This window comes from Gimesia algae (assembly GCF_007746795.1).
Classification (GTDB): Bacteria; Planctomycetota; Planctomycetia; order Planctomycetales; family Planctomycetaceae; genus Gimesia; species Gimesia algae.
This window is the reverse complement of record NZ_CP036343.1, coordinates 2688921-2702921: the sequence shown is the minus strand read 5'-3', so window position 1 is coordinate 2702921 and position 14001 is coordinate 2688921. Positions and strand designations below refer to the sequence as shown.

Annotated in this window: 10 protein-coding genes; 3 read left to right on the top strand and 7 right to left on the bottom strand. The window is 48.5% G+C overall.

The window, feature by feature from the left end:
* Positions 1-146 precede the first annotated feature (146 nt).
* Positions 147-626, bottom strand: coding sequence for a MarR family winged helix-turn-helix transcriptional regulator (locus tag Pan161_RS09815; RefSeq protein WP_145226294.1), 480 nt, complete (start codon positions 624-626; stop codon positions 147-149).
* Between the two features lie 230 nt (positions 627-856).
* Positions 857-2011 (bottom strand): AraC family transcriptional regulator, encoded by a 1155-nt coding sequence (locus Pan161_RS09810; RefSeq protein ID WP_145226292.1) that lies wholly within the window; start codon positions 2009-2011, stop codon positions 857-859.
* Between the two features lie 199 nt (positions 2012-2210).
* Between Pan161_RS09810 and Pan161_RS09805 the strand changes: the two genes are divergently transcribed.
* Entirely contained in the window at positions 2211-7643 is a 5433-nt protein-coding gene (locus Pan161_RS09805) for a PVC-type heme-binding CxxCH protein (RefSeq protein ID WP_145226290.1), read from the top strand.
* A 4-nt stretch (positions 7644-7647) separates the two neighbouring features.
* On the opposite strand, the gene Pan161_RS09800 is transcribed toward Pan161_RS09805, so the two are convergent.
* Together Pan161_RS09800 and Pan161_RS09795 are read right to left on the bottom strand one after the other, a co-directional pair.
* The gene (locus Pan161_RS09800; protein ID WP_145226288.1) at positions 7648-8184 is read right to left on the bottom strand and encodes a type 1 glutamine amidotransferase domain-containing protein; all 537 of its coding nucleotides are present in this window, start codon (positions 8182-8184) and stop codon (positions 7648-7650) included.
* 43 nt (positions 8185-8227) lie between these two features.
* Positions 8228-8770, bottom strand: a complete 543-nt coding sequence (locus Pan161_RS09795; protein ID WP_145226286.1) for a hypothetical protein — start codon at positions 8768-8770, stop codon at positions 8228-8230.
* A 276-nt stretch (positions 8771-9046) separates the two neighbouring features.
* On the opposite strand from Pan161_RS09795, the gene Pan161_RS09790 reads away from it, so the two are divergent.
* Together Pan161_RS09790 and Pan161_RS09785 are read left to right on the top strand one after the other, a co-directional pair.
* Complete coding sequence (locus tag Pan161_RS09790; RefSeq protein WP_145226284.1) at positions 9047-9415, top strand: cupin domain-containing protein; 369 nt, start codon at positions 9047-9049, stop codon at positions 9413-9415.
* A gap of 44 nt (positions 9416-9459) precedes the next feature.
* The gene (locus tag Pan161_RS09785; RefSeq protein ID WP_145226282.1) at positions 9460-9849 is read left to right on the top strand and encodes a VOC family protein; all 390 of its coding nucleotides are present in this window, start codon (positions 9460-9462) and stop codon (positions 9847-9849) included.
* A 24-nt stretch (positions 9850-9873) separates the two neighbouring features.
* On the opposite strand, the gene Pan161_RS09780 is transcribed toward Pan161_RS09785, so the two are convergent.
* From Pan161_RS09780 to Pan161_RS09770, 3 genes are read right to left on the bottom strand one after another with little or no spacing between them, the layout of a single operon-like run.
* On the bottom strand, positions 9874-11634 hold the full coding sequence (locus tag Pan161_RS09780; protein WP_145226280.1) for a sugar phosphorylase: 1761 nt from the start codon (positions 11632-11634) through the stop codon (positions 9874-9876).
* A 4-nt stretch (positions 11635-11638) separates the two neighbouring features.
* Complete coding sequence (locus Pan161_RS09775) at positions 11639-12859, bottom strand: glycosyltransferase family protein (protein WP_145226278.1); 1221 nt, start codon at positions 12857-12859, stop codon at positions 11639-11641.
* Between the two features lie 45 nt (positions 12860-12904).
* On the bottom strand, positions 12905-13759 hold the full coding sequence (locus Pan161_RS09770) for an HAD-IIB family hydrolase (protein ID WP_145226276.1): 855 nt from the start codon (positions 13757-13759) through the stop codon (positions 12905-12907).
* Positions 13760-14001 lie beyond the last annotated feature (242 nt).

Genomic DNA, 14001 nt, shown 5'->3' with positions numbered 1-14001 from the left:
AAATCAGGTAGTGCTATCTGAAGTCTATGACTGTGTGAGAAACAGGTTTGCATTCTGGAGCGAGTGTCGAACTGCCTCAGTGATCTATAGAGTTCTCTAAGGCGTTGAGCGATATTATTGAGAACGGCTGATCGATTGTGCGGTAACTATTCCACGCTTTTCAATGAAGTTCTTGCTTTTTCCAGTAAGCGGGAAAGTTCAGTGAGTTCAGCAGAACTGAGATGACCAATCAATTTACGATGCAGGTCCAGATCTGGTTTATCGACCTCTTTTAATAACTTCAGGGCTTTGGCAGTAATTTCGATATAAACGACGCGTCGGTCTTCAGTACAGCGGTTTCGCTTGACCAATTCTTGTGCCTGCAGGCGATCGAGTAAACCTGTAATCGCGGGTACAACCTGAACCATACGGCTTGCGATTTCGAGAGAGGGCATAGGTTTACCTTCACCACGCAAAATACGCAGAACATTATATTGTGAAGGGGTTAAACCATATTCCCGGAAGAGCCTGCCAAACTGGTTATGAAAGACATCACTGGTTCTGAGAATATTTAAAATGGCAGCCTGTTCTAAAGAGTCAAAAGGTTGTTTTTTTTTAATCTCATGCTGCAGTTTGCTGTGTGACATTTTGACCCCTGGCTAATGGAACGTAATCCGGCCATTTTATGAGTAAACTAATGAATCGTCAATAGGCTGTAGGACTTCTGTTCAATCATGATGATCTGGAATATAGTGAAAAGGCAGAGTTGCGGCATAGTGTGGCAATCACTGTGAGAAAGATGTCAGGTATGCAGACAGGTCGACCTGTTCAAGGGGCAGAAAATCAGGAGTGTTAAATATGTCTTGAGTCAGCAGCATCACGGTTTCTGACGAAATTCGGTAGGGGTACAGTTTTCGTGTTCTTTAATAATCACACTCAGGTAAGCGGCACTGGAAAAGCCCGCCATTTGCGCAATCTGCTCAAGTGTAAAATCAGTGTCAATCAATAATTGCCTGGCTCGTCTCAGACGCTCTTCAGAAATGATCTGATGAGGTGTTTTACCTACTAGTTTTATAAAGCGACGTTCGAGAGAGCGTCGTGTCAGATTGACTCGGCTGGCGATCATCGAGACGCTGATTTTTTCACACGCTTTTCTTCTGATCAGTTCCAGAGCAGAGGCGATGGCGGGATCTTCGACGGCGATAATATCTGTAGACCGGCGTGGGATCAGTATCCGGGGGGGGACGGGCAGTGGGGTCTGGGCAGGACGATTGCCGCGCATCATTTGATCGAGGAGAGCAGCAGCCTGATAACCAATCTCTTTTGCCTGATGTGCGATACTGGTGAGTGTGGGATCAACGACTTCACAAAAGACATCATCATTATCGACTCCTACGACAGCGACCTGTTCTGGTATTGCGATATTGCGCCTTCGGCAGGCATCGAGAACACATAACGCTCTTAGATCGTGGGCGGCAAATAAGCCGATGGGTTTGGGGAGCGCTTTCAGCCAGTCAGCCAGATCGTCCTGTCCTCCATTCCAGCTTTCTACAAATCGTCGGCGTGAAAGGGGAGAATAGATTTCGCAGGGAAACCCCTGTTCGCGCGCGATCTCTGCAAAAGTATCACGACGACGATGGGACCAGTTTGTTTTCTCAACACCAACAAATGCAAATTGCCGCAGATGACGATTGTGTAAATGTTCAAAAGCCAGTTTAGCGATCAGTGAATCATCAGTATAAACTGCAGGCATCTCCAGGTTGGGTACCTGTTGCAGTGTGTCAACTACCGGGATTTTAAGTTGTGCAAGTCGTTCCGCCATCTGGCGTGAGCGAACGCGGGCAATGACGCCATCCCCTTGCCAGATTTTGAGCCACTCAGGTAAAGGGGTTTGTGGACCCCACTCATCAATATAAATTGACCAGGGGCCATGCGTACGGGAGTAGGTAGAAATTCCCTGTAGAATTTCACGACCAAAAGTTTTCGACGTTTCGATAAAAATTGCAACTTGCGGAGTTGAGTCGGAGTTCATCTATCAGTTTTCTGTTGTCGCAAAAATGAAAGAGATTGTCGCATCACTGGATTGATCCGGCCTGAATGCTGCTGGTACACTGAAGCTCCGGATGATATTAAAGAAATCTGATTATTTTAAAAAGTGTGCCTGACTTAGATGATGGATAGGCTGGCGCGCTTCGCTCACAAAATATGATACTGGATGAGGAAAGAAGTTAATGCATCTTACACGTCCGTTGCTGTCACTCGTCGTTTTAATTATTTCTTTTTCCAGTTGCCATGCAGATAATGATCAATCCTATCAGGTCGGAGTGGCGAAAGTCGACATCACGCCTGATTATCCGGTACTCTTGAATGGTTATGCATCACGAGGGACTGAGTTAATCGATCAGGTCGAACAACCACTCTGGGCTCGTGCGATTGCTGTCCTGAATCCGCAGGGACAGCCCCATGTCCTGATCTCAGTGGAAAATTGTGGTGTGCCCGCATCTGTGACAATGAGCATTGTCGCGAATTTGAAAGAACAACACAAAATCACTCCTGCTGGCCTCGTTGTCTGTTCGACACACACTCATGCTGCTCCTATGCTTACAGGAGTGCTTCCCAATATTTACACAAAAGATCTTTCCACAGCTGAACAGGCTGTTGTGGACCGTTATACCAGGGATCTGATTCAAAAATTAACGTCCGTTGCACAACAGGCGATCAAAGATGCACAGCCTGCGTTGCTGGAGTGGGGTGTCGGAACGGCAACTTTTGCCAAAAATCGCAGAGACATTACCGGGCCGAATGATTATGACTTGCCGATTTTACACGTACAAAGTCAGGATGGTAATTCACGAGCCATTCTGGTCGGATACGCCTGTCACTGTACTACATTGGGTGGGGTTTCCTTTATGTCCGGTGACTGGGCTGGTTGTGCTGTCGAAGGGATTGAAGCCGACATTCCCGGCTGTATGGCAATGGTGGTGATCGGTTGTGGTGCGGATCAAAATCCAAAATTTAGAGGTGATGACCAGGGAGCTGCACGCGTGAACGGTCAGGCCATTGCTACAGGAGTACAACAACGTCTTAAAAACGGCCTCACAGCCATTACAGGAAATCTCTCTGTCCAGAGTGATGAAATTGCTTTGCCTCTGGCGACGCTGCCAACGGAAGAGGAGTGGAAACAGCGTGCTGGTAAACCGGGAATTACCGGATACCATGCGACAAAAAATCTAAACCGTTTAAAGCGAGGAGAGGCGTTAACAGCTCAGGTCGAATACCCGATCAAGACCTGGTCTTTTGGAGATGATCTGGCGATGGTCTTTCTCGGCGGAGAAGTGGTCGTTGATTATTCCCTGGCGATCAAGAAAAAACATGGCGCGAAAGTCTGGGTGAATTCTTATGCGAATGATGTTCCCTGCTATATTCCATCCGAACGCGTTTTACAGGAAGGTGGCTATGAAGGGAAAAATGCCATGGTCTGGTATGACCTGCCAGGTCCGCTCGCTCCAGGGCTGGAGAAAAAGATTCTGGATGTCGTTTCACAGCAGATTCCTGCTTCCTACAAGGCAGCCGATGATGTGAGTCGTACCGGGGGCAAACGACCGTTAACTCCAGCGGAATCCATTTCCCGCATGAATTTGACAGACGATCTGCAATTGGAAGTCATTGCTGCGGAACCTCTGGTGATAGATCCGGTAGCGGTGGAATTCGGACCGGATGGTAAATTGTGGGTCGTGGAGATGCGGGATTATCCTGCGGGCATGGATGGAAATTATAAACCTGGTGGGGTGGTCAAATATCTGGAGGACCTGGATCAGGATGGCAGGTATGATAAAGCCACTGTGTTCCTGGAAGGTCTGGCTTTTCCGACAGGATTGATGGTCTGGAAACAGGGGGTACTGGTATGTACGGCACCGGATGTTATTTATGCAGAAGATACCACCGGCGACGGCAAAGCGGATCTACAGAAGAAAATTCTGTCCGGCTTCGCGACGCATAATTATCAGGCGCGGGTCAACAGTCTGGTTCCCGGGCTTGATAACTGGGTCTATGCTTCCGGTGGGTTGTTTGGTGGAATGATACAGTCCTTTAACGGGCAGACTGTGAACGTAACCAACCGGGATTTTCGGTTTCAACCGGAGACCGGTGTTCTGGAGCCAGTCAGTGGCCGAACCCAGCAGGGACGCGTGCGTGACGACTGGGGAAACTGGTTCGGATGTCGTAACGGTACGCTATGTGTGCATTACCCGGTCAATGAATCCTATTTTCAGAAGAACCCTTATGTGGGATCGCCGCCACCTGAAGTCTCGATTCCAAAAGGAAATAATGCCAACCAGCTGTTCCCCGTGGGGGAACTGGTTCAGTTTCATCTAAGTGGACAGCGGGGACGCCCGACCTCTGCCTGTGGTCTGGGGCTGTATCGGGATGATCAACTTGGAAAAGCATATTATGGAAATGCATTTGTTTGTGAACCCGTCAACCAGCTGGTGCATCGCCTGGTAGTGAAACCGGAGGGGGTGACGTTTTCGGGCCTGAGAGCCCCTGAAGAACAGGAGCGGGAATTTTTAACATCCACTGATAACTGGTTTCGACCTGTCCAGGCGAGAATGGCCCCTGATGGCTCGCTGCTGATCGTGGACATGTACCGGTATCTGATTGAGCATCCCAAGTTCCTCTCTCCAGAGGCAGTACAGAAATTAAATGTGCGCGCTGGCGAGACGCGCGGCAGGATCTATCGTCTATCCGCGAAAGGTCAATCGGATCAGCCCATTCCTAATTTAAAACTGCTGCCTTCTATGAAACTATCCCAGTTGCTCAAGAGTGAGAATGGAACGCTGCGTGATATGGTTCAACAGGAACTGATTTTACGTGACGATAAAAAAATAATTCGATCCCTGTCACAGATCGCCAGTAAAACGAAGTTAGCTCAATCCCGGTTGCAGGCATTGTGTACTCTGGATGGGCTGCAGGCGTTGACTCCGGAAATCTTATTGCATCGGATTGACGATCGGAACCCGGGAGTGCGCAGGGAAGCTCTTCGATTATCTGAGCCGTTCCTGGAGCAGTCAGGGGCTCTGGCAAAAGCAGTACTTGAACGAGTCAATCAAGAACGGGAGCTTCCAGTGCAACTTCAGCTGGCGTACACGCTAAGTTATCTTAAAGAGGAGGCGGCGACCAACGCACTGTTAAAGCTGCTGGAGCAGCATTCGGGGAATGTCTATCTGCGCTCAGCTGTATTGACCAGTTTTGAACCCGCACGTTTAAGCCCGGCGCTGGTCAGTCTGCTGCCCCGAATGGCAGGGAATCCCCAATTACTGCCCATGTTTCATTCATTGCTGGAGATGGCGGTTGCAACCAGAGACACTGGCTTATTGAAACAGGTTTTTGCAGCACTTTCTGCGCATGTGGTTGAAAGTCAGAAATCGGAGGCCTGGGAATGGAAGGCTTTGACACAGGTTTTGGTAGCCATAAAAAGTCGTGATAAATCGTGGATTCATAAACAGGAGACGCAATTAAAGCTGCTTAGCAGTCTTGCCCGCGAACAGGTTTCCGATACCGAGCAACCAGAGGGAATGCGAATCGCCGCATTACAGTTTGTGCTGTCAGTGAATCAAAGTTCGGCCAGTCTTGAGCTGGTTTCAGAGTTGTTATCACCGCAAACTGCATTGAATATACAGATGGCTGCTTTGAAAAGTCTGGTCCAGTCGCAGAGTCCCGCCGCGCTCGAAGTGGTTTTCAATCACTGGAAACAATTTACACCTGCCTTACAAACTGAGGTCATCAGTCAGTTACTGTCTCGCGAATCGTCAACGTTGGATCTTTTAAACAAAATTGAACAGAAGATCATTCAACCTGCACAAATTGATTTAACAAACCGTCAGACTCTGATTGATCATAAAAATGAAAAGATCAAAATGCGTGCGAGCAAATTGTTTTCCGTCGCCACCAGCGCGAGTCGTGAAGCGATCCTGAAACAGTACGCGTCGATTAATTTAAAGCAGGGAAGTGTAGAGCGCGGCAGCATGATCTTTGAAAAACAGTGTGCCAACTGCCATCGCCTGAACGGAAAAGGTCATGTTGTCGGTCCTGACCTGGCTGCGCTGACAGATCAGTCGAAGTCATTTCTACTGACTTCCATTCTCGACCCGAATAAAGCGGTCGACGGCCGTTACGCTTCGTATCTGGCAGTGACAGATGATGGTCGCATCAATACCGGGATTCTGGTCTCAGAGCAAAGTAACAGTATTACTTTAAAAGCGCAGCAGGGAAAGGTGCAGACCATTCTCAGAACACAACTGGAAGAATTAAGTAATAGCGGAAAGTCGCTGATGCCTGAAGGCCTCGAACGAGAGATTCCTCCCGATGCGATGGCGGATCTGCTGGTGTTTTTGCAGGAACATAGTGCACCTTTGAAATACTCCTATGCAGGAACTGTCAAACCAGATGTCAATTACGCGGACGATCCGCAGAAATTAAAACTGGTAAATCGTTCTACGGGATCATCACGATTTAACGATGGTCAGTGGGTTGGTTTTCGCTTTACCGGAACAGAGCCGCAGCCTCGCATCGTGATAGATCTGCAGCGCAAAATGCCTGTTAATGCTTTGAGAATTGTCTATGGCGTGAATCATGAACCGGGATCGATTCATGCCCCCTCCTCAATCCAGGTTGCTTTCAGTAATAACAACAAACAGTATGGAAATCCTCACAAATTTTCTGGCTTTGATGATCACGCTGATGGCCTGGGGCTCTATGAGATTGATCGACGGACAACGTTAATTAATATACCCGAGCAACGGGCGCAGTTTGTTCGCATCGACTTTAAAGGGAAGCAGGGTTGGATCTTTCTTTCCGAGATCTCATTGCCTGGCACTGAAATGGGAAATCAAAATGTAGCGGTACCGGTACTGCCCGTTGAGAAAACTACCAAGCCGAAAGAGGTAGAGCCCGGCACAAAGATCAAAGCCCTTATGGCAGAAGTCAAAGTAGGAACCCCGGATGAATATCGCAATATCCCTGAGATCTGGCGCACCGCTATCGCTGTCGGAAAACGAAATCAGGCAGATGAGCTTTGCGGCCTGTTAGAAGCGTCTCTACCAAAGCGGGATGGACCACTAGAATGCTGGCAGGCGGTAGTGATTGGAGGCGGAGTCATTAATGGGATTACGATTGCCGGTGACTGGCCTCGCGGCAAAATCGAGTCACTACTGAAAGATAGGCCGGAATTGACGGTCCGCTGGAAGCAGGCACTCCAGCGGGCCGTCAAGATGGCTGATGAGCCAGATGTGAAAGGGGGCACCCGTTATGATGCGCTGCGGATGGTGGCCATGCTGGATTATGAGATCTGTCGGAAACAACTGAAGCGGTACCTGAATGATTCCAGTCATTCCGAATTGCAGATGGGGGCTGTCAGTGGGATCGGCGATATCGATGAGCCTGCTGCAACAGAGGATTTGATCGAAGCGCTGCCCGTACTGACTGCCCGAAATCAGAAAATTGCCACGCAGGCGTTAATCAGAATAGATTCGCGCGCGATCGCCTTGTTGAAAGCAATTCAACAGCAACGGCGCTTAGCGACGTTAATTGATGCCGAACTGCAGCAGCAACTGAAGGCACATCAGACTGCAGAAGTACAGCAGCTTGCAACTCAAATCTTTGATTAACCGCCTAAGTTGCCTTCAGGACCTCGAGGATCCCCTTGCAGAAATCAGGTAGATCAGAGGGACGCCGACTGCAGACGAAATGCCGGTCGACGATCACGGGGGCATCTTCCCAGATAGCGCCTGCGTTAATTAAATCGTCTTTGATTCCCGGTGAACCGGTGACTTTGACACCGGAATAGATTCCAGCCGAGATGGGCATCCAGCCTCCATGGCAGATGGCGGCGATCAGTTTTCCGCTTTCATTGAACTCCTGTAGAAGTGAGAGTACCTTTTCAGATCGTCTGAGTTTATCAGGCATCCAGCCGCCGGCACAGATGACTCCGTGAAAATCAGCTGAGTTGATGCTGTCGATGGTGACTTCTGAGACGGAAGGGTAGCCATGTTTTCCCAGATAGGTTTTCTCTGCTTCCAGGCCTGCCAGAGTGGTTTCCGCGCCCGCTTCTTCCAGTCGGAGTTTGGGATACCAGAGTTCCAGATCTTCGTAGTCCTCACCCGTAAATAGTAAAAACTTTTGACCCGACAGTGGAAGAGAGACAGCCATTTATATACCTCAGTTTTCAAGTTGATTTTAGGAATGGGAGAAGTTAGACAGTTGGCCACATCAGGCCAAAAATGGCACCAACGATGACGGCATAGGTAATGGATTCTATTACATGACCGATGATTCGATTATGAAACCAGATCGCATGTTGAATCGTCGCCGATAAAAAGGTTAACAGGCCGGCAGTGGCCATAAAACGAAAGACGACCATAAATTCTGCACCAGGTGGAATCGCCAGAGTGGCCAGATAGGCGAGTGAAAAACTGATGACCAGAAAGAACACAAAGGTCAGGACCAGGTTTTTTCCCATGTTGATTTTGGGGTACACAGTCAACACACCGCAGGGGCCTTTGTTCCATTTCTCCTGATATTCTTCGCTCTTCATTTCATCAGCTGAATTGCATCCCGGAAACATGTAGCTGCCTACAGGGACATTGAGTTCCTGCATTGTTTTGAGGAATTGGTCTTCCTGCTCCATTTTATTCCAGTCATTTTTGTGGAGTTGTACGACCATCCATGATAGAAAACTGGCGAAAAACAGGGCGACCGCTGACAACAGGACGGGTAGCAGTAAACTTGTCAACATGTTGGGCTCCGGAAAAAATGTATTCAACAGGTCCGAACGGAACAGAGTGACATAAGTGTTTTAAAATGGCTTGATTGTACGAATCTGGTTTCATGATAAGAATTCACCCATTGCATTCCTAGCCCGTTCATGACAAATTATTTTCTGATCCGAGTCGGTCTGCAGAGGCATTATTTCGAATGCGTAAAACAGGAAGACTGCTTCCGGATATACTGTCAGAAGAACATCACATTACTCAGATTCATCAAAACGATTATTTTTACATAAGGAGCCAGCATGCCTCGTTTTATTGAACTCCCCACGATCGTAAAAGCTGCGGGGAATAAACCGAAACAGATCGAAGAATTTGTCGGGCGCGTGAGCACGGGGGACGAATCCATCAGTGTGGCCCGGATGGTGTCTCCAGGTGGCTGGGTTGAGCCTGCGCAATCCCCTGCGTTTCAGGAGATGTCTGTCGTTTTGAAAGGCGTATTGCATGTAGAAACGAAGCAGGGAAACTTCGAAGTCAAAACGGGACAGGCGATTATTCTGGACCCGGGTGAATGGGTCCGCTACAGCACTCCTGGAGAAGCAGGTGCGGAGTACATCGCCATCTGTCTGCCTGCATTTTCTCCTGAAACCGTTCATCGTGAAGCAGATAATTAAAATGCAGTATTTTCTGTCATTTCCTTAAATCATAAGGAGCAGTCATGTCCATAGAAAGCAATCCTGTTCAGGGGCTGGTGCCTCTCCTGTTTGTAGACGATATTGAGGATTCGATCGCCTTTTACACGGACAGGCTGGGGTTTGTAAGCAGTATGAAATGGGAGCCCGAAGGGAAAATAATGTGGTGTCGACTGGAACGGGGTTCGGCGGCGCTGATGTTGCAACCGGCCTGTCCGGAAGAAGATGGAGTCAGAGAAGAACGGATCAAAGGTGTGGGTTTCTTTTTTTTCTGTGATGATGCAAAACTTATGTATGAAGAGTTCTCAGCAAACGGATTAGACCTGGAACCTCCCCGGGTGGCCTTCTATGGAATGAATCAACTGTTTCTCAAAGATCCGGATGGATATGAACTCTGCTTTCAGAATCAGGTCTGATGTTCGCGGAACGACCGCCAGAGGTTAATCGCGCGACCACCGATTGGTCAGCCAGATCACCTGATAGGGTTTCAGGACCAGTTCGGCGCGCAGGTCAGTATATAATTCTCCACTGATCAGATCGGTCCAGTTATCGGTGCCGATCAGATTGATTTCCGATAAGGGGACGATCTGTTCCTGATTCGAAATATTATTGATCGCAAAAATGCTCTGCTGCCGATCCATACTCTGGCGCCAGAAGGCAAACACACTGTCTCCCAAGTGTAAGGTAAACTGGGTGGCGTTGGGATGGAAGGCCGGTTGACGGCGACGTACTTTTATTAGGTGGCACATTCCCTGAAAGACCTGAGAGTGAATGGACGTTTCATCGGCCAGTGCCAGTGCCAGCTTGTGGTAATCCCAGCGATGTCGGTTAATGGAACGGTTGTGTCCGGTCTCCATTACTGCGGCCTGATCATTCAATGTACCCAGAAAACTGTGAATATAGACTGCAGGGATTCCTTCCAGAGCGAACATGATGGCGTGCGCACACAGAAACCGTTCGACCTGCCATTCGTCTTCCCCAGCCAGAGTCCCTTTCATCGCGTCGATTAACGAGATGTTGATTTCATAAGGACGCATGACTCCTCCAGCGAGAGTCCGCATCGAGATGCGTCCGCCAAACTGTTCCATCATGGCGACCATGTTGCCGATTTCCTCTTCGCTCATCAGACCTTCAGCGGGTCTGAGGCCGATACCATCATGTGAAGCAATGAAATTCAGATAAGTTGTGCCATGCAGAGCAGGGGGCATGCTCATCATCCAGGTTTTTAAATGCTGACAGCTTCCACAGAGCATGGCGTTCACCAGCAGCGGAGGGAGCGAAAAATTATAGATGGCATGTGCTTCGTTTGAGTTTCCGAAATAAGCCAGGTTTTCCCGGTTGGGAATATTGGTTTCCGTAATAATCATCGCCTTCGGTGCAACGAACTGGATTAAAGTACGGAAGAGACGCACGATCTCGTGTGTTTCCGGCAGGCTCAGGCAACTTGTCCCAGCCACCTTCCAGATAAAGGCGATCGCGTCGAGCCGAAAAATATCGACTCCGTGGTCCAGGTAGAGCTTGATAATTTTAACCAGTTCCCGTAGCAGTTCGGGATTAGCAAAATTCAGGTCAACCTGATCAGGACTGAACGTGCACCAGACGTAACGCGTGCCATTGGGAGTTTCAATCAGACACAATAATTCATTAGTGCGGGGACGGACTACCTCAGATAAATCGTCTTCGGGAGCAGCACAGAAAAAATAATCTTTGCCCGGCGATTCTCCGCGCCTGAACTGCTGGAACCATTCACTTTGGCTGGAGCAGTGGTTGATCACCAGGTCTGACATCAGCTGAAACTTTTCCGCGATGGCATTGATGTGAGTCCAGTCACCCAGGCGCGGGTTCACCTGTTGATAGTCAATAATAGAAAATCCATCGTCAGAACTGTAGGGGAAAAACGGCAGGATATGAATTCCGTTGATGGTTTCTTTCAGGAATTCTTCCGAAAACTGGAGCAGTGTTTCCAATGGCTGCTGGTCTTCCGTCAGCAGGCTGTCGCCGTACGTAATCATGACGACATTACTCTGATCCCAGTGGTTCTGATGCGTCTGTGGCGTCTGGCATTTTCCGTCGGGACACATGATTTGAATCAGATCCCGGGCAAAGGTAGTATGATCGATTTCGGGATAAATGATCCTTAAATGATTTTCTACCAGGAACTGATACTCACTGACTGCTGAATGCTCAACTGGTTCGCTCATGGTTTCAGGCAAACTCCTGGTAGTCATCGTCAACTGCAGAGCACAAGCTCGCAAAGATATCGGGGACCGCGCTTTGCACACGATTCCAGCTGGGGATAAACGGTGTTTCCATCGGATTATCCAGAAAATGCAGACCCGCTTTTAACACATTTTCTGCGAACAGCTCAACGGCCTTTTCTTCATTATGAATATCCAAGGCCAATCCGTTAATAATGGCATCGTTGCGATATGTTTCAATGAAGTCGAGTGCAATCCGATAGTAAGTGGCTTTAATAGAACGAAACGTTTCCGTGGAAAAAACGACGCCATTTGTGGCCAGCTTGCGGAAGATGCCTTTCGAAATATCAATCGACATTTTTGACAGACCCGCCTGGGCATCGTCCACGGACAGATTTTGATGCTTGTGATCATAGCGATCAGCAATGTCGACCTGGCATAAACGGTTGGTCGAATAATTCCGATTCACTTCCGAGAGCACGCCGATTTCCAGTCCCCAGTCGCTGGGAATCCGGATATCGTTGATAACATCAACGCGAAACGAAAACTCGCCGGCCAGTGGATAGCGGTAGCTGTCGAGGTATTCAAGATAATCCAGTGAGCCGAGAATTTTCTTCAAAGCTCTTAACAGCGGTGTCACCAGCAAACGGGTCACCCGACCATTCATTTTGCTGTCAGCTACCCGAGCATAATAGCCTTTGCAGAACTGATAGTTGAAACTGGGATTCGCAACAGGATAAATCAATCGTGCCAGTAGATTGCGGTCATAGGTGAGAATATCACAATCGTGCAAAGCGACGGAGGCGGACGTTCCCTGAGCCAGAATATAACCCAGGCAATACCATACATTACAGCCTTTTCCCAGTTCTTTGGGAGCCAGTCCCTGGTTTTGCAGGACAGAATTGACTTCCTGCAGTCGAGGACCATCATTCCAGAGAATTCGATGTTTCTGGGGCAGTCGACTGAAAAACTGAATGGCGTGTTTGTATTGTTCTTCACTCGCCCGATCCAGGCCAATGACGATTTCGTTCAGATATCGGACTTTCGCCAGTTCTGTGACAATTTTATCGAGTGCAGGCCCTTCCAGTTCGCTATACAGACAGGGCAGCACCAGACTCATCGGGCGTATTTTAGAAAACTGAAGCAGTTCTGCTTCCATCTCGTCAATTGAGCGTGACGAGAGATTATGCAAGGTCGTAATGATACCGTTTTGGTAAAAGTCTCCCATATCCAGATCTCCATGATCGATGTTTGAGCGCCAAAACCGGGATAATCAGGTCAAGGTTTCATCCAGTATTTGGGTTAACGCCTCAGCCCAACCCTGTGGGCCGGCTTTTTCAGTAATGATGACTGAAGATTGCTTCTCAAGATCGGGAGGTTCGTGATGGGAAGAGCGCACAATGACCGCGATGTCTGCTGCATTCAGCATGGCGACATCATTCTGGCTGTCACCGAGCGCCACGAATTGGGGAATGGTTTTGCCAGAACGGGTAAAACACTCCCTGAACCATTGCAGACATTTTCCTTTGTCACACGCGCCAATCACATGCACAAACCGGCCACCTCGCAGCAGCCGTAGACCATGATTGGCAATCAGTGCTTCAAACTTACGCAATTGATGTGCCGAGTCCTGCCAAATTAACGGCTCTGAAAATTCCCGGGTCATCGCCTGCTCAGCTTCGGATTCTGATAATCCCGTATATGTAATGACTTCAGAGACTTCCATGTCTGAAAATCCGGTAAACAGGAAATTTTCTTCACGGCGTTTTTTTTGAATGATCGAAAGGATTTCAGTTCTACGTGCCCCTAAAACATGCACGTCAATTCCTGAAATTTGTGCAGTTGAGCCGATTGTGTGGATAAATGATGAAGCTGGTAAATAGATGGCAGAACCATTTTCGACGACGTAGGGATCGGTGTTGTTCAGTGCGCCACGCAATGCGATCAGTTCGGCTGCCGTTTTACTGGTATTCAGAATCAATGGAATTCCCGCAGTTCGTAATCGTGTGATGACAGGCAAAGCAGGCGCAAAGGAATACGTATCATGATCCAGCAATGTACCATCCAGATCACTCATGACGATTAAAGGTGGATCATTTTCTGGAGTCTGTTGTGTTTCAGTCGGCATAATCTGGCAGATGCAGTGAAGGGGAGACAATTAGAAGCAGTTTATGAGAAACGCTGTCAACATCCTAACAGGTATCGTATCGGCAAACAAATGCGCCTCGGATTTCGATCGCAATGGACTTTCTTAAGTCATAGCTCTGATCGGTCTGCGAAAGACACTACATGCGATTCAGCAGCAGGTTTTACGTTGCTGAATTTAGGCAAATGTCAGGAGCGAGTCAGTTTTCTTCAGTAACAGGCATT

Bases quoted from the DNA above. Each gene is read 5' to 3' on its own strand.
- Pan161_RS09815 (WP_145226294.1), bottom strand. From the start codon at position 626: ATGTCACACAGCAAACTGCAGCATGAGATTAAAAAAAAACAACCTTTT.
- Pan161_RS09810 (WP_145226292.1), bottom strand. From the start codon at position 2,011: ATGAACTCCGACTCAACTCCGCAAGTTGCAATTTTTATCGAAACGTCG.
- Pan161_RS09805 (WP_145226290.1), top strand. From the start codon at position 2,211: ATGCATCTTACACGTCCGTTGCTGTCACTCGTCGTTTTAATTATTTCT.
- Pan161_RS09800 (WP_145226288.1), bottom strand. From the start codon at position 8,184: ATGGCTGTCTCTCTTCCACTGTCGGGTCAAAAGTTTTTACTATTTACG.
- Pan161_RS09795 (WP_145226286.1), bottom strand. From the start codon at position 8,770: ATGTTGACAAGTTTACTGCTACCCGTCCTGTTGTCAGCGGTCGCCCTG.
- Pan161_RS09790 (WP_145226284.1), top strand. From the start codon at position 9,047: ATGCCTCGTTTTATTGAACTCCCCACGATCGTAAAAGCTGCGGGGAAT.
- Pan161_RS09785 (WP_145226282.1), top strand. From the start codon at position 9,460: ATGTCCATAGAAAGCAATCCTGTTCAGGGGCTGGTGCCTCTCCTGTTT.
- Pan161_RS09780 (WP_145226280.1), bottom strand. From the start codon at position 11,634: ATGAGCGAACCAGTTGAGCATTCAGCAGTCAGTGAGTATCAGTTCCTG.
- Pan161_RS09775 (WP_145226278.1), bottom strand. From the start codon at position 12,859: ATGGGAGACTTTTACCAAAACGGTATCATTACGACCTTGCATAATCTC.
- Pan161_RS09770 (WP_145226276.1), bottom strand. From the start codon at position 13,759: ATGCCGACTGAAACACAACAGACTCCAGAAAATGATCCACCTTTAATC.